The 21,600-nt window shown below is 68.3% G+C and carries 21 protein-coding genes; 13 read left to right on the top strand and 8 right to left on the bottom strand.

The window, feature by feature from the left end; genetic code table 11:
• Window positions 1-101: 101 nt before the first annotated feature.
• The 4 genes from radC to ACVWWW_RS01895 all read left to right on the top strand — a co-directional run bounded on the left by radC (window position 102) and on the right by ACVWWW_RS01895 (window position 4,237).
• Window positions 102-776: a RadC family protein gene (gene radC / locus ACVWWW_RS01910; protein ID WP_036141561.1), complete on the top strand. Its 675-nt coding sequence runs from the start codon at window positions 102-104 to the stop codon at window positions 774-776.
• Window positions 777-996: 220 nt separating this feature from the next.
• Complete coding sequence (argS, locus tag ACVWWW_RS01905) at window positions 997-2,685, top strand: arginine--tRNA ligase (RefSeq protein ID WP_027082258.1); 1,689 nt, start codon at window positions 997-999, stop codon at window positions 2,683-2,685.
• Window positions 2,685-3,536: an SPOR domain-containing protein gene (locus tag ACVWWW_RS01900; RefSeq protein WP_027082259.1), complete on the top strand. Its 852-nt coding sequence runs from the start codon at window positions 2,685-2,687 to the stop codon at window positions 3,534-3,536. The genes argS and ACVWWW_RS01900 overlap by 1 nt, the downstream gene beginning before the upstream one ends.
• 308 nt (window positions 3,537-3,844) lie before the next feature.
• A complete protein-coding gene (locus ACVWWW_RS01895; protein WP_027082260.1) occupies window positions 3,845-4,237 on the top strand; it encodes a hypothetical protein in 393 nt (130 codons plus the stop codon).
• Window positions 4,238-4,240: 3 nt separating this feature from the next.
• Here the strand turns inward: ACVWWW_RS01895 and ACVWWW_RS01890 are convergent, their stop codons facing one another.
• Together ACVWWW_RS01890 and speA are read right to left on the bottom strand one after the other, a co-directional pair.
• Entirely contained in the window at window positions 4,241-5,098 is an 858-nt protein-coding gene (locus ACVWWW_RS01890) for an NAD(P)-dependent oxidoreductase (RefSeq protein WP_027082261.1), read from the bottom strand.
• A gap of 21 nt (window positions 5,099-5,119) precedes the next feature.
• Window positions 5,120-7,009 (bottom strand): arginine decarboxylase, encoded by a 1,890-nt coding sequence (gene speA / locus ACVWWW_RS01885; RefSeq protein WP_027082262.1) that lies wholly within the window; start codon window positions 7,007-7,009, stop codon window positions 5,120-5,122.
• Between the two features lie 184 nt (window positions 7,010-7,193).
• Here speA and ACVWWW_RS01880 point away from each other — a divergent pair, with 184 nt between their 5' ends.
• The 3 genes from ACVWWW_RS01880 to ACVWWW_RS01870 all read left to right on the top strand — a co-directional run bounded on the left by ACVWWW_RS01880 (window position 7,194) and on the right by ACVWWW_RS01870 (window position 11,903).
• Complete coding sequence (locus ACVWWW_RS01880) at window positions 7,194-9,062, top strand: diguanylate cyclase (RefSeq protein WP_036141564.1); 1,869 nt, start codon at window positions 7,194-7,196, stop codon at window positions 9,060-9,062.
• Window positions 9,063-9,126: 64 nt separating this feature from the next.
• Entirely contained in the window at window positions 9,127-9,975 is an 849-nt protein-coding gene (gene speE, locus ACVWWW_RS01875) for a polyamine aminopropyltransferase (RefSeq protein ID WP_027082264.1), read from the top strand.
• A 53-nt stretch (window positions 9,976-10,028) separates the two neighbouring features.
• Entirely contained in the window at window positions 10,029-11,903 is a 1,875-nt protein-coding gene (locus ACVWWW_RS01870) for a tetratricopeptide repeat-containing diguanylate cyclase (protein WP_051234859.1), read from the top strand.
• 18 nt (window positions 11,904-11,921) lie between these two features.
• Here the strand turns inward: ACVWWW_RS01870 and ACVWWW_RS01865 are convergent, their stop codons facing one another.
• Window positions 11,922-12,260 carry a P-II family nitrogen regulator gene (locus ACVWWW_RS01865; RefSeq protein ID WP_036141567.1) on the bottom strand — a complete coding sequence of 113 codons (339 nt, stop codon included), beginning with the start codon at window positions 12,258-12,260 and terminating at the stop codon, window positions 11,922-11,924.
• Window positions 12,261-12,356: 96 nt separating this feature from the next.
• On the opposite strand from ACVWWW_RS01865, the gene ACVWWW_RS01860 reads away from it, so the two are divergent.
• From ACVWWW_RS01860 to ACVWWW_RS01850, 3 genes are all read left to right on the top strand, one after another.
• Complete coding sequence (locus tag ACVWWW_RS01860) at window positions 12,357-12,506, top strand: hypothetical protein (protein ID WP_155914180.1); 150 nt, start codon at window positions 12,357-12,359, stop codon at window positions 12,504-12,506.
• 123 nt (window positions 12,507-12,629) lie between these two features.
• Window positions 12,630-12,914 carry a ubiquinone biosynthesis accessory factor UbiK gene (gene ubiK, locus ACVWWW_RS01855; RefSeq protein WP_027082266.1) on the top strand — a complete coding sequence of 95 codons (285 nt, stop codon included), beginning with the start codon at window positions 12,630-12,632 and terminating at the stop codon, window positions 12,912-12,914.
• Window positions 12,915-12,923: 9 nt separating this feature from the next.
• Window positions 12,924-14,438: a YifB family Mg chelatase-like AAA ATPase gene (locus tag ACVWWW_RS01850; RefSeq protein ID WP_027082267.1), complete on the top strand. Its 1,515-nt coding sequence runs from the start codon at window positions 12,924-12,926 to the stop codon at window positions 14,436-14,438.
• 42 nt (window positions 14,439-14,480) lie between these two features.
• Here ACVWWW_RS01850 and aceA read toward each other — a convergent pair whose 3' ends face one another.
• Entirely contained in the window at window positions 14,481-15,767 is a 1,287-nt protein-coding gene (gene aceA, locus ACVWWW_RS01845; RefSeq protein ID WP_027082268.1) for an isocitrate lyase, read from the bottom strand.
• Window positions 15,768-15,863: 96 nt separating this feature from the next.
• The gene (gene aceB, locus ACVWWW_RS01840) at window positions 15,864-17,453 is read right to left on the bottom strand and encodes a malate synthase A (protein ID WP_456998736.1); all 1,590 of its coding nucleotides are present in this window, start codon (window positions 17,451-17,453) and stop codon (window positions 15,864-15,866) included.
• Window positions 17,454-17,581: 128 nt separating this feature from the next.
• Between aceB and ACVWWW_RS01835 the strand changes: the two genes are divergently transcribed.
• Window positions 17,582-18,502, top strand: coding sequence for a LysR family transcriptional regulator (locus ACVWWW_RS01835; RefSeq protein WP_051234861.1), 921 nt, complete (start codon window positions 17,582-17,584; stop codon window positions 18,500-18,502).
• A gap of 7 nt (window positions 18,503-18,509) precedes the next feature.
• Here ACVWWW_RS01835 and ACVWWW_RS01830 read toward each other — a convergent pair whose 3' ends face one another.
• The 3 genes from ACVWWW_RS01830 to ACVWWW_RS01820 are packed head-to-tail and all read right to left on the bottom strand — an operon-like array spanning window position 18,510 to window position 20,292.
• Window positions 18,510-19,133 carry a lysophospholipid acyltransferase family protein gene (locus ACVWWW_RS01830; RefSeq protein WP_081671976.1) on the bottom strand — a complete coding sequence of 208 codons (624 nt, stop codon included), beginning with the start codon at window positions 19,131-19,133 and terminating at the stop codon, window positions 18,510-18,512.
• Between the two features lie 3 nt (window positions 19,134-19,136).
• On the bottom strand, window positions 19,137-19,553 hold the full coding sequence (gene arfB / locus ACVWWW_RS01825) for an alternative ribosome rescue aminoacyl-tRNA hydrolase ArfB (RefSeq protein ID WP_036141571.1): 417 nt from the start codon (window positions 19,551-19,553) through the stop codon (window positions 19,137-19,139).
• Window positions 19,554-19,599: 46 nt separating this feature from the next.
• The gene (locus ACVWWW_RS01820) at window positions 19,600-20,292 is read right to left on the bottom strand and encodes a pseudouridine synthase (RefSeq protein WP_027082272.1); all 693 of its coding nucleotides are present in this window, start codon (window positions 20,290-20,292) and stop codon (window positions 19,600-19,602) included.
• 227 nt (window positions 20,293-20,519) lie between these two features.
• On the opposite strand from ACVWWW_RS01820, the gene ACVWWW_RS01815 reads away from it, so the two are divergent.
• Window positions 20,520-21,050 (top strand): GNAT family N-acetyltransferase, encoded by a 531-nt coding sequence (locus tag ACVWWW_RS01815; protein ID WP_027082273.1) that lies wholly within the window; start codon window positions 20,520-20,522, stop codon window positions 21,048-21,050.
• A 36-nt stretch (window positions 21,051-21,086) separates the two neighbouring features.
• Entirely contained in the window at window positions 21,087-21,593 is a 507-nt protein-coding gene (locus ACVWWW_RS01810; RefSeq protein WP_027082274.1) for a DinB family protein, read from the top strand.
• The last annotated feature ends 7 nt before the right edge of the window (window positions 21,594-21,600 follow it).

The following is a 21,600-nucleotide window of genomic DNA, read 5'->3' as shown; positions in this document are numbered from 1 at the left end:
GCGGCCGACAGCTTACCCGAACGCCCGGAATCGCCCGATGCGCGACGTGCCGTGCATCACGTTGCAATGACCGCCCACGAATCACGTCCACGGAGGGACGCATGCGCATCCACGATTGGCCCGCCGCCGAGCGGCCGCGCGAGAAGCTGCTCGCGCGCGGCGCCGGCGCGTTGTCCGACGCCGAGCTCGTCGCGCTGTTCCTCGGCTCGGGCGTGCGCGGGCAGGACGCGGTGACGACCGCGCGCGGCCTGCTCGCCGAGCATGGCCCGTTGCGACGGTTGCTCGAACGCCCGCCGGTCGACCTCGCCAAGCTGCGCGGCGTCGGCCCGGCGCGCGCCTGCACGCTGGCCGCGGCGCTGGAGATCGGCCAGCGCGTGCTGGCGTCGGACCTTGAGCGTGGCGACGCGCTGACGGACCCGCCGTCGGCCGGCCGCCTGTTCGCGCAGCGGCTGCGACCGATGGACCACGAGGTGTTCGCGGTGATGTTCCTCGACACCCGCCACCGCATGCTCGCGTTCGAAGAGATGTTCCACGGCACGCTCGACGGCGCCGAGGTGCATCCGCGCGACGTCGCCCGCCGCGCGCTGGCGCACAACGCCGCGGCGCTGATCGTCGGCCACAACCACCCGAGCGGAAATCCGGAGCCGAGCGCGGCCGATCGCGCGGTCACCATGCGCCTGAAGCAGGCGCTGGCGCTGGTGGACGTGCGGCTGCTGGATCATTTCGTGGTCGGCGATGGGCCGCCGGTGTCGATGGCGTCGCGGGGTTGGGTGTAGCGCGGGTAAGCGCAGCGCACCCGGGACCGAGGTCGCGGCGAACCCCGGGTGCGCTGCGCTTACCCGGGCTACGCCGGTCCGCGGCAACACGGCTGCGCGTGGTTCGCCGCGGCGCAAGCCAGTAAACCCACGCGCATGGGCGCGTTCCAGGCCGGAACTCCCGACGTCGACCGCGGCGCAACCGTACAATGCCGCCCCGCCCCGCAGTCCCGGATCGTCCGTGAAATCGACCCTCCGCGCCCTCGTCGAGCAGGCCGTCGACGCCCTGCGCGGCGCCGGCACGCTCCCCGCCGATGCGCCCACGCCCGACTTCGTGATCGAGCGGCCGAAGAACCGCGCGCAGGGCGACTTCTCGACCAATGCCGCGATGCTGCTGGCCAAGCCGGCGAAGTCGAACCCGCGCGCGATCGCGCAGGCGCTGGTCGACGCGCTGCCGGCGAACGAGCAGATCGCATCGGTCGAGATCGCCGGCCCGGGCTTCATCAACTTCCGCATCGCCGAAGGCGCGTGGCGTTCGACGCTGCGCGACGTCGCGTCGCAGGGTGAAACCTTCGGCCGCAACAGCAGCGGTGACGGCCGCCGCGCCGGCGTTGAATACGTGTCGGCGAATCCGACCGGCCCGCTGCATGTCGGTCACGGCCGCGCAGCCGTGATCGGCGACTGCATCGCGCGCGTGCTCGAAGCCAACGGCTGGGCCGTGGCGCGCGAGTTCTACTACAACGACGCCGGCGCACAGATCAACAACCTCGCGATCTCGGTGCAGGCGCGCGCGCAGGGCCGCGGCCCCGACGACGCGGGCTGGCCGGAAGACGGCTACCGCGGCGACTACATCAAGGACGTCGCCGACGCCTACGTGCGCGGCGACACCGTCGAAGTCGACGGCCATACCGTGGTCGGCGCGAAGGATGCGAACGATCTCGACGCGATCCGCGCGTTCGCCGTCGCCTACCTGCGACGCGAGCAGAACCTCGACCTCGCGGCGTACGGCGTGTCGTTCGACGTCTATTTCCTCGAGTCGTCGCTGTACACCGATGGCAAGGTCGAGGAGACCGTGCGCGAACTGATCGCGCACGGGCATACGTACGAGGAAGGTGGCGCGCTGTGGCTGCGCACCACCGACTTCGGCGACGACAAGGACCGCGTGATGCGCAAGTCCGACGGCACGTACACCTACTTCGTGCCGGACGTCGCGTATCACCTGTCCAAGTGGCAGCGCGGCTACGTGCGCGCGATCACCGAACTCGGCGCCGATCACCACGGCTCGCTCGCGCGCGTCAAAGCCGGCCTACAGGCGCTCGATACGGGCATTCCGCAGGGTTGGCCGGAATACGTGCTGCACCAGATGGTCACAGTCATGCGCGGCGGCGAGGAAGTGAAGCTCTCCAAGCGCGCTGGCAGCTACCTCACGCTGCGCGACCTGATCGATGAAGTCGGCAGCGATGCGGTGCGCTGGTTCCTGATCGCGCGCAAGCCCGATTCGCAGCTCACGTTCGACATCGACCTTGCGCGCAGCCAGTCGCTCGACAACCCGGTGTACTACGTGCAGGTCAGCCATGCGCGCATGTGCGGGCTGATGCGCCAGCTGAAGGAACGCGGGCTGTCGTTCGACCACGACAACGGCGTCGCGCAACCGCTCGATCTCGACGACGCGACCACGCACGAACTCGTGACCACGCTGTCGCGCTATGCGGAAGTGGTCGAGACGGCCGGTCGCGACCTCGAGCCACATCAGGTCGCGGGCTACCTGCTCGAACTCGCGCAGGCGTTCCAGTCGTACTACAACGAACACCAGATCCTGGTCGACGACGCGAACGTGCGTGATGCGCGCCTCGCGCTCGCTTCAGCAACGCGTCAGGTGATTTCCAATGGACTTGCGCTGCTGGGCGTGTCCGCCCCCGAGGTGATGTGATGGCGCAGAAGCGCGGCAAGACCCAGGCGCGCCGCTCCGGTGGCGGTGGTGGTGGTGGCGGAATGCCGGGTTGGGCATGGCTGGTGATCGGCGTGGCGATCACGCTGCTGGTCGTGATGGCGGCGCCGAAACTCATGCATCGCGACAAGGACGGCTTCTTCCGTCCCACGCCGAACCCCGATGCGCTGCCGAAGGCGGCGAACGAGGAAACCGTCGTCGACGATGAAACCGCGGCAGACAAGGGCGCGACGCCGAAGCCGGCAGCCGCGACGACCGACGATGCGAAGAAGAAGCAGGCGTTCGATTTCTACACGCTGCTGCCGGGCAAGGAAGTGCCGATGAGCGACGCTGAACTCGCCGCGAGCGAAGAGGCGGAGAAGGCGCATCAGGCGGCGCAGGCGGCACACCCGAATGCGTCGGCGCAGACGCCTTCGACGACGACAGCTGCCATCACTCCGGCGGCGGGCGCCGATACGAAGCCGTTGCCCGCGCCGGTCGATCAATCGATGCCGAAGCCGGTGTCGACGGAAACGCATGCGTCGACCACGGCTGCGGCGTCGAACAGCGCTCCGAGCACTACGGCTGCAACGACAACCGCGACCGCGACTGCTGCCGCCGATACGCATTACATCCTGCAGGCCGGCGCGTTCCAGGCCTCCGGACAGGCCGAAGAGCTGAAGGCGAAGATCGCCCTGCTCGGCGTCGGCGCACGCGTGGAATCCGCGAAGATCAACGGCAAGACGGTCTATCGCGTGCGCATGGGGCCTTACGGCAGCGCGAGCGAACTCGCCGATGCGAAGCGCAAGCTGGCGAGCGGCGGGTTGTCGGCGATGGCGGTAAGGACGAACTGATCGGACGCATCGCGCATCGCCGAGGTCGCGGTGCGCGTTATCGAGTTGGTCGTTGCGTGACTGGGGTTGGTTATCGCCCTGTCGTGGTACGGCAGACCAGCAACGGACATGCGCACATGGAGTCGTCGTCTGCGCGGCCATCGTCCTCGTGCGTGCTCGACGCGTCGCGCTGTGCACCATCAGCGCACATCGCTGACCGCGAAAAACCGCCGCCCACGCCGTTGAATGCCCCGCCCGTGCGATACGTCTCGCATCGCGGGCGGCGCACTGCCTAGACTCAGCGCACCCCTGCCTTGAAGCCAACGCCGATGCCGACGCCTCCGTCCCGCCGACTCGTCGCCTGCGCGGTCGCGCTGCTGGTCATGCTCGCGCTGACCGGCCTGCTGTTCCTGACGCGACGTTCGTTCGCCGGATGGATGACGCCGATCGGGCTGGTCGCACCGCTCGATCTTCTTGCAGTCGCAGTCGCGATGGCAGCCGGCGGATTCATCGCGCGACGCGGCTTTGGTATCCCGGCGGTCGCGCTGGTGGTGCTGATCGGCATCGGCAGCGCGATCGCCGCGTTCGCCTACGCGCCGGCCGAGCAGACCGGCGCGGCACGATGGCTGATGCGCAACACCGCACTGCAACTCGTGCTGTCGGCGATCGTCGCGTGGGCAGCGGCAATGGTCGGCGAACGCGTCGCCGCGATTCGCCGCTAGACCTCAGCGCGCGCGCTTGAGCGCGATGAGCGCCGACGTGTCGGAATCGCCCATGCCGCGCTCGGTCACCAGCTCGGAGTAATCCGCGATCGCCTGGTCGATGACCGTGGTGCGGATGCCGGTGGACTGCGCCATGCCCTGCACGATGCGCAGGTCCTTGAGCATGTGCGCGCTCTTGAAACCGGGCGCGAACTCGTCGCGCAGCATCGTCGCGCCGCGCTTGTCGAGGAACCAGTTCGACGCCGCACCGGCCATCAGCGTCGGCAGCAGCCGTTCGGCGTCGAGGCCGAGCTTTTCGCCCAGCGCGAGGCCTTCGCACACCGCTTCGTTGATGCCAGCGACCAGCACCTGATTCACCGCTTTCGTTGCCTGGCCCGCGCCCGTTTCGCCCATGTGCGCGAGTCGCGCGGCGTAGCACTCGAGCATCGCGCGTGCCTTTTCGAGCACCGCTTCGTCGCCGCCCGCCATCACCGACAGCTTGCCGTTGCGTGCACCTTCGACACCGCCGGACACCGGCGCGTCAACGAAGCCGATGTCGTGCGTCGCCAGCATCGCGGCTGCGCGCTTAGCGGTATCGACCGACACCGTCGAATGGTCGATGACGACGGAGCCTGGACGCAGTACGTCAGCGAGGCCTGCAACGTTTTCCAGCACGTCCGCATCGAGCGGCACGCACAGCGCGACGACGTCGCAGTCGGCGAAGTTCTGCGCCGAACGCGCGGCACGAACGCCGAGTTCCGCGGCCAGCGCGTCGGCTTTGTCCTGCGTGCGCGTGCCGACCACGGTGAGCAGACCGCGTGCATGCACATGTCGCGCCATCGGTGCGCCCATCGCGCCGAGGCCGATGAATCCCGTCTTCATTTGTTGGTTCCCCGCGCGCCGTCAGTCGAACGGCGCGTCGTCCAGATAGGTGTAGCCGGTGAGGCCTGCTTCGAGTGCCTCGTTGAGCCGCAGTGTTTCGTCGGCGGCGAGCCCGGCGGCCGCGACCTTGTCGCGATACGTCTGCCGGAGCTGGGCGATATCGTACCCGACGTAGTCGAGCATCACGTCGATCGTGTCGCCGCGGCGCTGCTGGACGAACTCGAACCCGGACTCGCTAACCTGAACAGCCACGGCGTCGGTGTCACCGAACAGGTTGTGGATGTCGCCGAGGATTTCCTGGTACGCGCCGACCAGGAAGAAGCCGAGGCGGTACACCTCGCCCGAGCGCGGCGGATGCACCGGCATCGACGTCGACAGCGTTTCGTTCTCGACATAGGTATCGATGCGGCCGTCGGAATCGCAGGTGAGGTCGGCGATGACGCCGCGACGCATCGGCGCTTCGTCGAGGCGCTCGATCGGCACGATCGGGAACACCTGCTGGATTGCCCACACGTCAGGCATCGACTCGAACACGCTGAAGTTGACGAAGTACTTGTCGACCAGGCGTTCGTTGAGTTCGTCGAGCACCGTGCGCTGCGTCTTCTCGGCCGGGTTCAACCGGGTGCGCACGTCGTTGAGGATCGCGTAGTAGAGATCGTCGATGCGCGCGCGATGCACGAGGTCGATCTGGCCGACCGCATACGCGTCCAGACCTTCCGCGTGGTAGTGCGTGGCTTCGTGGAACAGCTCCACCGCGGGGCGCGTCGCAAGTTCGGCGTGGATGCTGCGAAGGTGACGGATCACCAGCGGTTCGTCGTCGTGCGCGTCCGGCACGCGACCTTCCGGCGCGCGTTCGACTTCGGAAACATTCGTAACGAGCACGGCGTGGTGCGCAGTCATCGCGCGGCCGCATTCGGTGACGATGCGCGGCGGCGTCAGGCCGTTCGCTTCGCAGGCGTCGGCCAGCGGCTGCACGATGTTGAGTGCGTACTGACGCACGCCGTAGTTGATCGAGTAGTAGCTGCGCGAGCGCGTGCCTTCGTAGTCGACGCCGAGTCCGCCGCCGACATCCATGAAGCGCACGTTCGCGCCGAGGCGCGACAGTTCGATGAAGTAACGCACCGCCTCGCGCATGCCGTTGGCGATGTCGCGCACGTTGCTGATCTGCGAGCCCATGTGGAAATGCAGCAGGCCGAGGCAGTCGCCCATGCCGGCGTCGCGCAGGCGCTTCCACAGATCCAGCACCTGACGCGGCGAGAGGCCGAACTTCGCCTTGTCGCCACCGCTGTTCTGCCACTTGCCCGCACCGAGCGATGCCAGGCGCATGCGCACGCCGAGGCCCGGCTTCACGCCGAGCGCTTCGGCTTCCTCGATCACGAGCTGCAGCTCGGACGGCTTCTCGACGACGATGTACGTCTCCAGCCCGAGCTTGCGACCGATCAGCGCGAGGCGGATGTATTCGCGGTCCTTGTAACCGTTGCAGACGATCAGCCCGCCCGGGCGCGACAGCGCCATCACCGCCATCAGTTCCGGCTTGCTGCCGGCCTCGAGGCCGAAGCCCTCGCCCACGTTCGACGCCAGCGTGCCGGCGACCGACTGGTGCTGGTTCACCTTGATCGGATACACCGCCGTGTAGCCGCCGCCGTAACCGGTCTCGTTGATCGCCCACGCGAACGCGTCCTGCAATTTGTGCAGGCGGTCGGACAGAATCTGCGGGAAGCGCACCAGCAGGGGCAGCTGCGCGCCGCCTTCGAGCGCGCGATCCACTGCTTCGGCGAGCGCGATCGTCGGCCCGCCCGCGCCCTGCGGATGCACGCTGACGCGGCCAGCGCCGTCGACGTCGTAATAGCCTTCCGACCAGTACGGAATCGAATAGGTCTTGCGGGCCAGGTCGGTCGACCAGTCGGACATCGGGCGCACCCCAGCGAGGAAGGCGCGCATTCTAGGGCCAGTGGCGTGACCGATCGCCGATTGCGGCAGGGCGTCCGTCCAGCGGCTGCGATCGCCGGCTCAAGAAGGCTGAAGGCCGGCCGATCTGGGTGAATCCCCCAGCGGCCGTGCGGCGCTGCCGTCCGTTACGCTCGCGACCTTGCCCGTGCTCCGACGCCTCCTCGTCACGCTGTCCGCCGCCGCGACGCTCGCCGTCGCGACGGCGCATGCCGCGCCGTCGTCCGAGACCTTCGATCGGCTGTTCCTGCAGATCGACGATGGCGAAGTCGCCGTCGATGACGACCGCCAGACCGCCGACGCGCTCGCCCGCCTGCGCGCCGCCCTGCCGCCCGGCGACCAGCGCCGCGAACGCCGCTACCGCACCGCGGTCTGCGACCTGACCTTCGTCAAAGACACCCGCGCCGGGCTGATCTACGCACGCCGCGAACTCGAGGCCGCCCGCCGTGCGGGCGACGTCGATGCGCAGGCGCGCTTCACCTACTGCCAGGGCTTCGCGCTCGAAACCAGCGACCCCAACGGTGCCTGGAACGCCTACGACGCCGGCCTGCAGCTCGCCCGTCGCGCCGAGGACGCGCGGCTGATCGGCGACGGCTACACCTATCGCGGCGGCATCGCCTCGCTGCAGGGCGACCACGCCCGCGCGCTGCAGGATTTCCTCGCCGCGCAGGCCGTGTTCGACCGGGCGCATCTCGCACGTCGATCCGAGACCAACCTGCTCAACATCGGCATGGCCTACCGGCGCATGGGCCTGTACGCCGAGGCGATGGGCTACCTGCGCGAGACCGAGGCCTACGCGCGCCGCATCGACAGCGTGCCGGACCTCTACGCCGCGCTGATGCAGCAGGGGTACGCGTTCGAGGAACAGCATCGTGGCGCCGCGGCCGTCGAGCGATTCCGCGCCGCGCTCGCGGTCGCGCAGCGCTCGGACCCGATCGATCGCGGCTACGCCCAGCTCGGCCTCGCTAACGCCTGGCTCGCCGCGGGCCAGCCGACCCGCGCGCTGGACGCGGTCGCGCAGGCGCGTCGCGAACTCGCATACGACCGCATCGCCGTCAGCGAACCGATGCTCGATCAGGCCGAAGGCCTCGCCGACGCCGCGCTCGGTCGCCATCGCGCCGCGATCGCGACCTTCAACCACGCCGAACCGCTGATGCGCGCCCAGCACAGCACGCGCTATCTCGCGCTGCTGCACCAGGCGCGGGCGCGCAGCGAAGAAGCCATCGGCAACCCGGCCGCCGCCCTGGCGGACCTGCGCCAGTACGTCGCGCTCAACGAACGCCTGCAGGCGTCGGCCGACGGTCGCGACGTCGCGCTGGCCCGCATGCAGTTCGACGCCGGCCGTCGCGCGCTCGAGCACGCCCGCCTCGATCTCGACCGCCGCGGCCGCGAACAGGAAATCCGCGCACTGGAACGCCGGCGCCCATGGCGGTGGACGGCGATCGGCCTGGGTGCCGCGCTGGCCGCCGCGCTCGCCGCACTCGGCCTGCTGCAGGCGCGCGAGTCGCGGCGCCTGCGCGTGCTCGCCCTCACCGACCCGCTCACCGGGCTGGCCAACCGTCGCGGCCTGCGTCGCCTGGCCGAGGACGCCTTCGCCAGCGCCCAGGCCGACGGCCGGCCGGTCAGCGTGGTCCTACTCGACCTCGACCACTTCAAGCGCGTGAACGACCAGCACGGCCATGCCACCGGCGACGTCGTGCTGGTCGAGGCGACCCGCGCGCTGGCCAAGGTGCTGCGCCCGCAGGACCGCATCGGCCGGACCGGGGGCGAGGAGTTCGTGGTGGTGCTGCCCGCCACGCGCCGCGAGGACGCCATCGTCATCGCTGAACGCCTGCGCCTGGCGGTGGCCGCACTCGACATCCAGCCGCAGGTGCCGGGGCTGGTGGTGAGCACCAGCGCGGGCGTGGCGACCTCCGCGCCCAGCGACGACCGCATCGACGACCTGCTCGGCCGCGCCGACGCCGCGCTCTACCGCGCCAAATCCGCGGGCCGCGACCGCGTGGTCACCGCCGACTGAGCATCGAGGCCCGGTCCGCTACACTCGGGTGTTTGCCGATATCCGGCCCGAGATGCAGAGCGACATGAGCGAACCCACCTGGCAGTACGAGAACTTCGAGCACACCGGCTCGGCGATTGGCTTCCGCATCAATCGCAAGCTCGATGAAGTGCAGTCGCCGTTCCAGAAGATCGAGATCTTCGAGACGACCGACTGGGGCAACCTCATGCTGATCGACGGCGCCGTGATGCTCACCACGCGCGACAACTTCCTCTATCACGAGATGATGTCGCACCCGGCGCTGTTCACCCATGCGAATCCGAAGCGCGTCGTGATCATCGGCGGCGGCGACTGCGGCACGCTGCGCGAAGTGCTCAAGCATCGCGGCGTCGAGAAGGCCGTGCAGTGCGATATCGACGAGCAGGTCACGCGCATGGCCGAGAAGTGGTTCCCGGAGCTGTGCGATTCCAACGGTGATTCGCGCGCCGAGCTGCTGTTCGACGACGGCGTCGCCTACATGAAGAACTGCGAAGCCGGCAGCGTCGACATCGTGATCGTGGATTCCACCGATCCGGTTGGCCCGGCGGAAGGCCTGTTCAACAAGGCCTTCTACGAATCCTGTTTCCGCGCGCTGAAGGACGACGGCATCCTCGTGCAGCAGTCGGAATCGCCGCTCGCGCTGCTCAACCTGATCCGCTCCATGCGCGCCGAGATGCGCAAGGCCGGGTTCACGTCGTTCAAGACGCTGCCATTCCCGCAGCCCTGCTACCCGACGGGCTGGTGGAGCTGCACGCTCGCGCGCAAGTCCGGCGGCTTCGACTTCCGCGAGCAGGACGCGCGCAGCTCCGGTCTCAAGACGAAGTACTACAGCGCCGATATCCATCGTGGGGCACTGGCAACGCCGCCCTTCGTCGCCGAAGCCCTGGACGACTGAGCCCGCGTCGCCCGGTCGTCGAAAGACGTACCGGGCGCGCACGACGGATCCCGATGCCTCGAACCCGCGCGTCGCTACTGGCTCTGACGCTCGCCGTCCTTACGGCGACGTCGGCGCACGCGCAAGTCGATCGCGCGGCCGCGTTCGACAAGCTGTTCGACCAGCTCGACAGCGAGCGCCTCAACCCCGCCACACCCGAAGCCGCGCAGGCCGAGATCGCACGCCTGCGCGCGCTGGTGCCGCCCGGCGATCGTCGCCGCGAACTGCTCTACGAATCCACCGAATGCTTCCAGCCGCCGGAAGACGTGCATGCCTCGCTCGCCTACGCGCAGCAGGGCACCGCGGCCGCGAAGGCGCTGGGTGATGTCGAGGTCGAAGCGCGCTTCCAGCTGTGCGAGGCGTCCGTCCAGGAAATGCTCGGTGCGGTGCAGACGTCGCTCGAGCTGTACACGCGCGGCATCGAACTCGCGCGGCGCTCCGAGCATCCCGCGCTGGTCGCCGACGGCATGGTGCTGCGCGGCAATACGTATTCCTACCTCGGTCGCCACGCCGAGGCGCTGATCGACTTCACCAACGCGCAGCACCTCTACGACAGCTCGCACCAGGCCGAACGTTCGGAAGGCAACCTGCAGAACATCGCGGTCGCCTACCGGCGCATGGGCGAAACCGAGAAGGCGCGCGAATACCTCGAACGCAGCCGCGAGATCGCCAAGCGCCACGACGACTGGGCGAGCATCGCGGTCGTCGAAGTGCAGATGGGCTTTCTTTACCAGGACACCGGTCGCCCCGATCTCGCGTTGCCGCGTTTCGAAGAAGGCCTGCGCATCGCGCGCCGGCGTCTCGATCCCTCGCTCGTCGCCGGCACGCAGCTCGCGCTGTCCGCCGCGCAGGTCGACCTCGGCCGCTATGCGCAGGCGCTCGCGTCGGTGCAGGCGTCGAAGGCCGGCTTCGCGAGCGTCGGCGACCAGGGCGATGCCGGCATGCTCGCGGTGATGGAAGCGCGCGCACGTGCCGGGCTCGGCCAGACCGACCAGGCGCTCGCGTTGTATGCGACGGCCGAGAAGATCCTGCAGGCCGACGAGAACGATCGCTACCTGGAAATGATGTATCCGCACCGCGCCGCGCTGTACGAGCGCACCGGCAATGCGACCGCTGCGCTCGCCGACTACAAGCGTTTCCTCGCGCTGCGCGAGAAACGCGTCGCCGCGCGCAGCGAGCAACGCACGCTGATGCTGCGCCAGCAGACGGACGCCGCGCAGCGCGACTTCGAGAACCAGCGCCTGCGCGCCGAGAAGTCGATGCGCGAGAAGGATGTCGAAGCATTGCTGAAGGCGCGACGCTGGCAGCGCATCGCAATTGGATTAGGCGTCGCGCTGATCGCGGTGCTCGGGCTGCTCGTCGGGCGACAGATCGTGCGCACGCGGCGCCTGCGCGTGCTCGCCGCCACCGACGAACTCACCGGCGTCGCGAATCGTCGTCGGATCGAATTGATCGGTGCCGACGCGGTCGCGCAGGCGCGCGCGGACGAACGCCCGCTGTGCGTGATCACCTTCGACATCGACGGCTTCAAGGCGATCAACGACGCGCACGGGCATCTGGTCGGCGACCAGGTGATCGCGCGCGTGGCCGAAACCAGCCAGCACACGCTGCGCCAGTTCGACGAGATCGGCCGCATGGGCGGCGAGGAATTCGTCGTGCTGCTGCCGGATACGGCGATCGACGCCGCGAGTCAGGTCGCCGAGCGCCTGCGCGCCAACGTCGAAGCACTCGACTTCCGCGACGCCGCGCCTGACCTGCGCGTCACGATCAGCGTCGGCGTCACCCCGCTGGCGCCGCGCGATGCCGGCCTGTCCGACCTGCTCGCACGCGCCGACCAGGCGCTCTACCAGGCCAAGGCGGCCGGCCGGAACTGCGTTCGCACGACCTAGGTCGCGTGGCTTCGACGCTTACAGCGCGTCGGCGTCCAGTTCACCCGTGCGGATGCGCACGACGCGCTCCAGGTCCCAGACGAAGATCTTGCCGTCGCCGATCTTGCCGGTGCCCGCAGCCTTCATGATCGCCTCGACCACCGCATCGAGCTGGTCGTCGGCCACCGCAACCTCGAGCTTGATCTTGGGCAGGAAGTCGACGACGTATTCGGCGCCGCGATAGAGCTCCGTATGGCCCTTCTGGCGCCCGAAACCCTTCACCTCGGTCGCGGTGATGCCGGCGACGCCCACTTCGGCCAGCGCCTCGCGCACGTCGTCGAGCTTGAACGGCTTGACCACCGCCATGACCATCTTCATCGGTATTCCTCCTGTGCCGCGCAGCATAGCGTCACGCGCCGACGCCGCGTTCGCGCATGCCGACGCAGGCTGGACATCCCGGCCCGAGGCGTCCGCATGATCCGCAAGCTCAAGTCCGGCGAGTACCGGCTGTACTCGCGCAAGGTCGATCCGAAAACCGGCAAGCGCCGCAACCTCGGCACGTTCGGCACTCGCGCCGCGGCCGAGAAGCACGAGCGCGACGTGCAGTACTTCAAGCGCCACTGACGACGCAGGCGTCGGGCGGTAAAGTGGCGTCCGTCGGATTTCCCCGACATGCCGCAGCGAGGCGCTCCGACGGCGCCGACCGGCCGTAGTGGGCACAGTGCGCGCAACGCCGGAGACACGACCATGATCGACCTCGACCAACTCGACGAACTCGCCCGCCGACTCAGCGCCCTGGTGCCGCCCGGACTCCGTGGCGAATCCGCGAGCGAGCTGCGCACCGAACTGCAGCAGAACTTCCGCGCCGTGTTGCAGGCGGGGTTGACGCGCCTCGACCTCGTGACCCGCGAGGAATTCGAAGTGCAGCGCGCGGTGCTGCTGCGAACGCGCGAAAAGCTCGAACACCTCGAGCGCGCCGTTGCCGGCATGGAAGCGCAGCAGTCCAGCGCGACCGCGTCCCAGCGCCACTGAGTCCCCACCATGAACCTCGCGATCGTGCACAGCCGTGCACGAACGGGCATCCGTGCGCCCGAAGTCCGTGTCGAAGTGCATCTCGGCGGTGGCCTGCCGGCGATGAACATCGTCGGCCTGCCCGAAGCCGCGGTGCGCGAAGCGAAGGATCGCGTGCGTGCGGCGATCGCCTGTGCGCAGTTCGAATTTCCTCAGCGGCGGATCACGGTGAATCTCGCACCGGCTGATTTGCCCAAGGACGGCGGGCGTTTCGATCTTCCTATCGCGCTCGGGATTCTCGCGGCTAGCGGACAGATTCCGCTGGATGCATTGCGTGACGTGGAGTTTCTCGGCGAGCTGGCACTGACGGGTGAACTGCGCGCAGTGGATGGCGTGCTGCCCGCAGCGTTGGCGGTCGGTGACGCGCAACGGCGACTTGTCGTGCCGGAAGCGAACGGGCCGGAAGCCGCGCTTGCCGCACGCGTCGAAACACGTACGGCACGCACGTTGTTGCAGGTCTGCGCGATGCTCGCAGGTCGCGAATCGTTGCCGGCCGCGGTGGCGTCGCCTGTCGTGCGTGTTGCGGGACCGGATCTCGCCGACGTGCGCGGGCAGTTGCATGCGCGGCGTGCGTTGGAGATCGCGGCCGCTGGCGGTCACCATCTCCTGCTGATTGGTCCGCCGGGTTGCGGTAAGACCTTGCTTGCATCACGGCTGCCGGGCTTGCTGCCGGAAGCGAGCGAAGCCGAAGCGCTGGAATCCGCGGCGATCGCATCCATCAGCGGGCGCGGACTCGATCCGTCGCGCTGGCTGGAACGCCCATTCCGTTCGCCACATCACACGGCAAGTGCTGTCGCGTTGATCGGTGGTGGAGCACAACCGCGGCCGGGCGAAGTTTCGCTCGCACACAACGGCGTGCTGTTTCTCGACGAATTTCCCGAGTGGGAACGACGTGCGCTCGAAGTACTGCGTGAGCCGTTGGAATCCGGAGTCGTCACTGTTTCGCGCGCCGCGCGCAGTTCCGAGTTTCCGGCACGGTTCCAGCTCGTCGCCGCGATGAATCCGTGTCCCTGCGGCTGGGCGGGCGACCCCAGCGGTCGTTGCCGCTGCAGTGGCGACATGGTTCAACGCTATCGGTCGAAGGTATCGGGGCCGCTGCTCGATCGCATCGACCTGCATGTGGGGTTGACGCGACTGCCAGCCAGCGAACTCCGTTCGGCGGGGCCGGCGGGTGAATCAAGCGCCAATGTCCGTCAGCGCGTCGAACGCGCGCGAGCTGTGCAGATCGCACGCTGCGGGCAACCGAACGCGCGCATGACGCCGGGCGAGACGCTGGCGATGTGCCGATTGCAGCCGCGCGATCAAGTCTTGCTCGAAAACGCGGTGGAACGCCTGCAACTGTCGGCGCGGTCGATGGTGCGAATCCTGCGCACCGCGCGAACGATCGCGGATCTTGCTGGCGAGAGCGACATCGGCACGTCGCATCTCGCGGAAGCGATTGGTTATCGAACGCTGGACCGTTCAACGATGCCTGCGGCTGCCTGATCCGGTCGGCGCGACGATGATTCGTCGCGCCGACCCTGATGGTCAGGCCGCCTTCTCGAACTGCTCCTCCTCCGTCGACCCCTTCAGCGCGACGGTGGACGACTGTGCGCCCTGGATCGTCTGCGTAACCGCGTCGAAGTAGCCCGTGCCGACTTCACGCTGGTGCTTGACCGCGGTGAAGCCGCGATCGGCCGCGGCGAACTCGCGCTCCTGCAGTTCGACGAACGCGCTCATCTGCCGGCGCGCGTAGCCGTAGGCGAGATCGAACATGCCGTAGTTCAGCGCGTGGAAGCCGGCCAGTGTGATGAACTGGAACTTGTAGCCGTAGGTCGCGATTTCCTTCTGGAACTTCGCGATGGTCGCGTCGTCGAGGTTCTTCTTCCAGTTGAAGCTCGGCGAGCAATTGTAGGCGAGCATCTTGCCCGGGTACTTCGCATGGATCGCTTCGGCGAACTTGCGCGCGAATTCGAGATCGGGCTTGCCGGTTTCGCACCAGACGAGGTCGGCGTACGGCGCATATGCGAGCCCGCGGCTGATCGCCTGGTCCAGGCCCTTGTTCGTCTTGTAGAAGCCTTCGACCGTGCGCTCGCCAGTGCAGAACGGCTTGTCGTTGTCGTCGACGTCGGAGGTGATGAGGTCGGCGGCTTCGGCATCGGTGCGCGCGACGATCAGCGTCGGCACGCCCATCACGTCGGCGGCGAGACGTGCGGCGACGAGCTTCTCGACTGCTTCGCGGGTCGGCACCAGTACCTTGCCGCCCATGTGGCCGCACTTCTTGACGCTGGCGAGCTGGTCTTCGAAATGCACGCCGGCGGCCCCGGCTTCGATCATCGCCTTCATCAACTCGAACGCGTTGAGCACGCCGCCGAAGCCGGCTTCGGCATCGGCCACGATCGGCTGCAGGAAGTCGATGTCACCCTGGCCTTCGGCGCACTGGATCTGGTCGGCGCGCAGCAGCGTGTTGTTGATGCGCTTGACCACCTGCGGCACCGAGTTCGCGGGATACAGCGACTGGTCGGGATACATCTCGCCGGCGATGTTCGCGTCCGCCGCGACCTGCCAACCGGACAGGTAGATCGCCTTCAAGCCCGCTTTCACCTGCTGCATCGCCTGGTTGCCGGTCATCGCGCCGAGCGCGTTGACGAAGTCCTCGGTCTGCAGGGAATTCCACAGCTTCTCCGCGCCCAGCTTCGCGATGGAATGTTCGACCGGAATGCGGCCGCGCAGTCGCACGACGTCCTCGGCGGAATACGGGCGCGTGATGCCGCTCCAGCGCGCATCGGTGGCCCATTGCTGGCGGAGCTGGTCGGCGTTCGGAAGCGTGGTCATGGCGGATCTCCTGTTCTCGTTCGTTGTCGTCGGGCAAAGCAGGGCCGTTCCGGCTGCGACGCAGACGGTTCGGGACATCGCGGTTGTTCGGAAAACTCAGTCGAGGCGCTTGTACGCAGGCAGCGTCAGGAAGTCCTCGAGTTCATCGCAGTGCGTGAGCCGGTCGAGCATGCCGATCGCCTCGTTGATGCGGCTGGCGCCGGGAATGTCAGTCGTCGCCAGGCTCGGCAGCTTCGTCAGCGCGCGCTCGAACAGCGTTTCGTCGAGCGGCGTGCCGTCGTCCAGATGCAGGTCGCCCGCGTGCAGCCACTGCCACAGCTGCGCACGCGCAATCTCCGCAGTGGCGGCGTCTTCCATCAGCCAGTGGATGGGCACGCAGCCATTGCCGTCGAGCCACGCAGCGAGATAGCGCACGCAGACTTCGACGTTGTTCTCGAAGCCGGCGCGGGTGATCGAACCGCGTGGCGGGGTGACGAGGTCATCGCGGGTGACCAGCACGTCCTCGCGCGCGAGATGCTTCTGGTGCGCGCCGGGCATGCGTTCGTCGAACACGGCCTGCGCGAGCGGGATCAGCGCCGGATGCGCGACCCAGGTGCCGTCATGGCCGGCGGTGACTTCGCGCAGCTTGTCGGCGCGCACCTTGGCGAGCGCGGCGTCGTTGGCCTCGCTATCGCCGGAGATCGGAATCTGCGCCGCCATGCCACCCATCGCATGCGCGCCGCGGCGGTGGCAGGTCTGTATCAGCAGTTCGGAGTAGGCGCGCAGGAACGGCTGCGTCATCGTCACCTGGCTGCGCTCGGGCAGCACCTTGTCGCGATGGCGGCGGAACGTCTTGATGTAGGAGAAGACGTAGTCCCAGCGGCCGCAGTTGAGGCCGGCGATGCGGTCGCGCAGCGCGTAGAGGATCTCGTCCATCTCGAACGCGGCCGGCAGCGTCTCAATGAGAACGGTGACGCGGATCTGGCCGCGCGGCAGCTTGAGCTCGCGTTCGATGTGCTCGAGCGCGTCGTTCCAGAGCTGCGCCTCCTCCATCGACTCGAGCTTGGGCAGGTAGAGGAAGGGGCCGCGGTCCTTCGCAGCCAAAGCGTGGGCGTTATGGAAGGCGAACAGCGCGGCGTCGAACAGGCCGCCGGAGATCGGCTGGCCGTCGACGACGACGTGCTTCTCGTCCAGGTGCCAGCCGCGCGGTCGGACCATCAGCACCGCCTGTTGCTCGAACGGCTTGAGCGCGTAGTGCTTGCCGTTCGGCGCGGTGAACTCGAGCGTGCCGGCGACGGCGTCGCGCAGCGCCAGCTGGCCGGTGATCAGATTGGCCCAGGTCGGCGAGGTGCTGTCCTCGAAGTCGGCCATGTAGACCTTCGCGCCCGAGTTCAGCGCGTTGATCACCATCTTTGGGTCGACCGGCCCGGTGATCTCGACCCGGCGGTCCTGCAGCGCAGCCGGCAACGGGGCGACGCGCCAGTCGGCGGCGCGGATCGCGGCGGTGTCGGGGCGGAAGTCGGGCAGCGCGCCTTTGTCGAAGGTCGACTGACGAACCCGGCGGGCGGCGAGGCGGCGCTGGCGCTCGGATTCGGAGCGGCGGTGCAGGCCCGCGAGCAGGGCCAGCGCGGCCGGCGTCAGCACGGTGTCCTGACCTTCGATGTGGCGCAGAACTTCGACGCCGCCTACCGCCTCGCCCGACTCCATCAGCACTGCCGACATCGCTCCACCTCGCCACGGTTCTGTCTGGAGGTCGACCATGCGCCGGCGTCTGGTATTTGACAAACAAGTTTTGGCAATGCGATGTATTTGTAAATCGAATACACGAGGCCTTCATGCCCAAGTCGACCCCGGCCCGCTTCGCCTACAAGGCCGACCGCCTCAAGCCGCTGCGTGCGTTCTGCCAGACCGCCCGGCTGGGTTCGGTGTCCCGCGCGGCGGAGGCGCTGTTCCTCAGCCAGCCGGCGGTGACCCTGCAGCTGCAGGCGCTGGAGCGCGACCTCGGCGTCGCCCTGCTCGAGCGCAACGGGCGGCGGCTCACGCTGACTCGTGAGGGCGAGGCGCTGTACGACCTCGCGCGTCCGCTCGTGGAGGGCCTGGACAACCTCGACGCCATGTTCCGCGACCGCATCCGTGGGCTCGACGCCGGCGAACTGCACGTCGCCGCCGGCAGCTCGACCATCGTCTACCTGCTGCCGAAGATCGTCGAAGCCTTCCGCGCGGCCTACCCGGACATCCGCCTGATCCTGCACAACGTCACCGGCGCGCGCGGGCTGAACCTGCTGCGCGACGACGGCGCGGACCTGGCGGTCGGCTCGATGCTCGACGTCCCCGGCGACCTCGCCTACCAGCCCGTCGTCTCGTACGAGCCGATGCTGATCACCCCGCGCGAGCATGCGCTGGCGACGAAGCCGGAAATCTCGCTGGCCGACCTCTCGCCCTACGGCCTGATCCTTCCGCCGCAACGGCAGACGACCTACCGCATGGTCGACATGGTCTTCCAGCGCGCGCACGTGCCGTACACCGTGGCCTTGGAGGTCGGCGGCTGGGAGGTGATCAAGCAGTACGTGGCGATGGGCCTGGGCATCAGCATCGTCACCTCGATCTGCCTGACCGAGGCCGACGCCACGCGGCTGGCCGCGCGTTCGCTGTCGGAGTTCTTTCCGTCGCGCAGCTACGGCGTGGTCACGCGGCGCGGACGGTCGCTGAGCCCGCAGGCACGCGCCTTCATCGAGCTGGTGAAGCAGGCCGGCTGAGGCGCCGTCAGACGCCGTGATTCTTGCCCTGCCACGGCGCGTACCAGGCGCGGATGCGCGCCATGTCGGCGGGGAAGTCGTCGCTCAGCGTCCATAGCGGGCCGACGCCGATCACCTTGTCGGGATAGTGGAAGTACACGGGCAGCACCGGCACGTCGGCGGCGCGCGCGATCTTCCAGAAGCCGGTCTTCCACTTCTCGACGCGCTTGCGTGTGCCTTCCGGCGCGAGCCCGTACCAGACCTTGTCGCCGGCGCGGATCACCGCCGCGGCCTGCTCGACCACGCCATGCGCGGCGCTGCGGTCGACCGGAATCACGCCGAGCCTTCGCAGCAGCGCGCCCACCAGCGGCACGCGGAACAGCGTGTCCTTGCCAAGGATGCGGATGTCCAGCCCCAGCGCGAGCTTCGCAGCAAAGCCCCAAACGCCGTCCCAGTTGGACGAATGCGGCGCGCCGATCAGCACCAGCTTGCGCACATCGGGAAACTCGCCGACGACGCGCCAGCCGCCGAGCTTCAACACCGTGCGACCGACCCATCGTCCGAACCCGGCCCGCGTCACGCGCGGCGCGTTCGGCGGCAGCTCGGGCACGCGGCCGGGCGCGCCGACGTGTGCGGGATAGCCTTCGCTCATCGATCAGTCCCAGTCGCGCGACGCGCGGCCCTTCTTGATCGTACTGCGGCCGCGCTTGGCATCCAGACGGCGTTCTTTCGACGCCCGTGTCGGTCGCGTCGCCACGCGCTTCTTCGGCACGTGCAGCCCGGCGTCGACGAACGCCTGCAGGCGTTCGCGTGCGTCCTGACGATTGCGGTCCTGCGTGCGGAAGCGTTGCGCGCTGATCACCAGCACGCCCTCCAAGGTGACGCGACGATCGCGCCTGGCGAGCAGTCGTGCGCGCACCTCGTCCGGCAACGACGGCGAGTTCGCGATGTCGAAGCGCAGCTCGACCGCCGTTGCCACCTTGTTGACGTTCTGCCCGCCCGGCCCGCTCGAACGCACGAAACGTTCGACGATCTCGTCGTCGGGAATCTCGATGGAGGCAGGCGTCGTCATCGCGCCTATCGTAACGGCCGCTGGTGCATCGCTCTTGAAGGTGCTGTCACACGCCGAACAACGCGAGCGCTTTCGCGAACTCGCCGCTGACCGGTGCCTCGACTCGCAGCATCTCGCCAGTCGCGGGATGCGGAAACGCCAACGCCTGCGCGTGCAGCAGCATGCGGTGGATGCCCATCATCCGGAACGCGCGGTTGTGGCGGCCGTCGCCGTGGCTGGTATCGCCGATCATGTGATGCGAGACGTGCTTGAGGTGACGCCGGATCTGCCGGAAGCGCCCGGTGCGCGGCCGCGCTTCGAGCCACGCATAGCGCGACGTCGGGTGGTTGGCCGATGGCACGTCGAGTTCCGCGGTCGCCAGCGTTCGGAACGCGGTCACCGCCGGCTTCTTCTCCGGCTTGCCGGGGCCGCCGTCCAGCGGATAGTCGATGACGAATTCCGCTTCCGGCCAGCCGCGGCAGATCAGCCAGTAGACTTTCTCGAACTCCTGCGACATCAGCGTGCGCCCGAGCGCGCCGGCGCTGTCGCGATCGAACGCGAGCAGCAGGCAGCCCGATGTCGCGCGGTCGAGCCGATGCACGAGGAACACCTGTCGCCCGAACTGCTCGCGCAGCCGGTCGGCGGCGAAGTCGGTTTCCCCGCGTGCCAGCGCGCTGTCGTGGACCATCAGGCCGGCGGGCTTGTCGACCACCGCGAGCCGGTCGTCGCGATACAGCACGGGCAGGGCGAGCTCGGTCATGTCGGTTCCGCGGCGGGCGACTATTGTCGCAGGCGCGCGCCCAGCGTTCCGGTAGCGCACGCTCAAACCGTTCGTCCGCGGTCATGATGTCTGCGCGTGCTGTGGATATGCCGAACGTCGCGTTGAATGTTGCGCGTCGATCGACGACGGTTGCGGGCGCGATGTGCTCCGTCGGCGCAACTCGCATTGCTGGACACCAACGGCACACACATGCGCAAAGGACCGCGATGAGCAGCGACGTATCGATCCGCCCCGCGCAACCCGGCGACGAGCACGCGCTCGCGCTGGTCGGCCAGGCGACCTTCCTCGAAACGTTCGCCGGCGTGCTCGACGGCACGGCGATCGTCGAACACTGCGCGCGGGCGCATTCGGCGACGCAGTACCGCAGCTGGCTCGACGACGGTGATGTCGCGATCTGGCTCGCCGAGGTCGCACCGGGCAATGCACCGGCCGGCTACGCGGTGGTCGCGAAGGCCGAACTGCCGGGTGCAGATGCCGCGCGCGATCTCGAGCTCAAGCGCATCTACCTGCTCGGCCGCTACCACGGCGGCGGCGTCGGACGTTCGCTGCTGCAGCACGCGATCATGCATGCACGCGAGGCCGGCGCGTCGCGACTCCTGCTCGGCGTGTACGCCGGAAACGCATCGGCGATTGCGTTCTATCGCCGCGCCGGTTTCGTGCATGTCGCCGATCGCCGCTTCAACGTCGGCGGCCGTGATTACGACGACCACGTGATGGCATTGCCGCTCGACGCATAGCGCACGCGTTCGTTTCCATCCGCAACGGAGATCGCCATGTCGCTCGCCACGCTCGGGTCGCTGTTTTCGTTCAAGGCATGGGCCGATGCCGAGTCGCTCGCGGCGCTCGCCGCGCTTCCGCCCATGCATGCCGAACAGCTGCACGCGAGCCTGCGCACGTTGAACCACGTCCACGTAGTCGATCGCCTGTTCCGCGCCCGGCTCAGCGGTGAAATGCCGCCATTCGACGCGACCAACACCACGAGCACGCCGTGGCTCGACGAACTGCGGCGCGACATCGAGGCGACCGACACCTGGTTCGTCGCGTACGTGTCACAGCTGTCCGATGAGGACGCTGCCGCCGTTCTGGCCTTCGAATTCACCGACGGCGACACGGGCCGGATGACGCGCGAGGAAATCCTGCTGCACCTCATCACCCACGGCGGCTACCACCGCGGCAACGTCGGGCAGATCCTCAAGTCCATTGGCGTTGCACCGCCGCGCGACGTCTACACGGGTTTCCTGCACGCGAGCGAGCCCGAACGCAGGACGCACGCAGGGTGATGCGCGG

Source organism: Lysobacter sp. HA18, from assembly GCF_054057595.1.
Note: the sequence above shows the minus strand (reverse complement) of the source record. Positions and strands in the feature narration are given on the sequence as shown.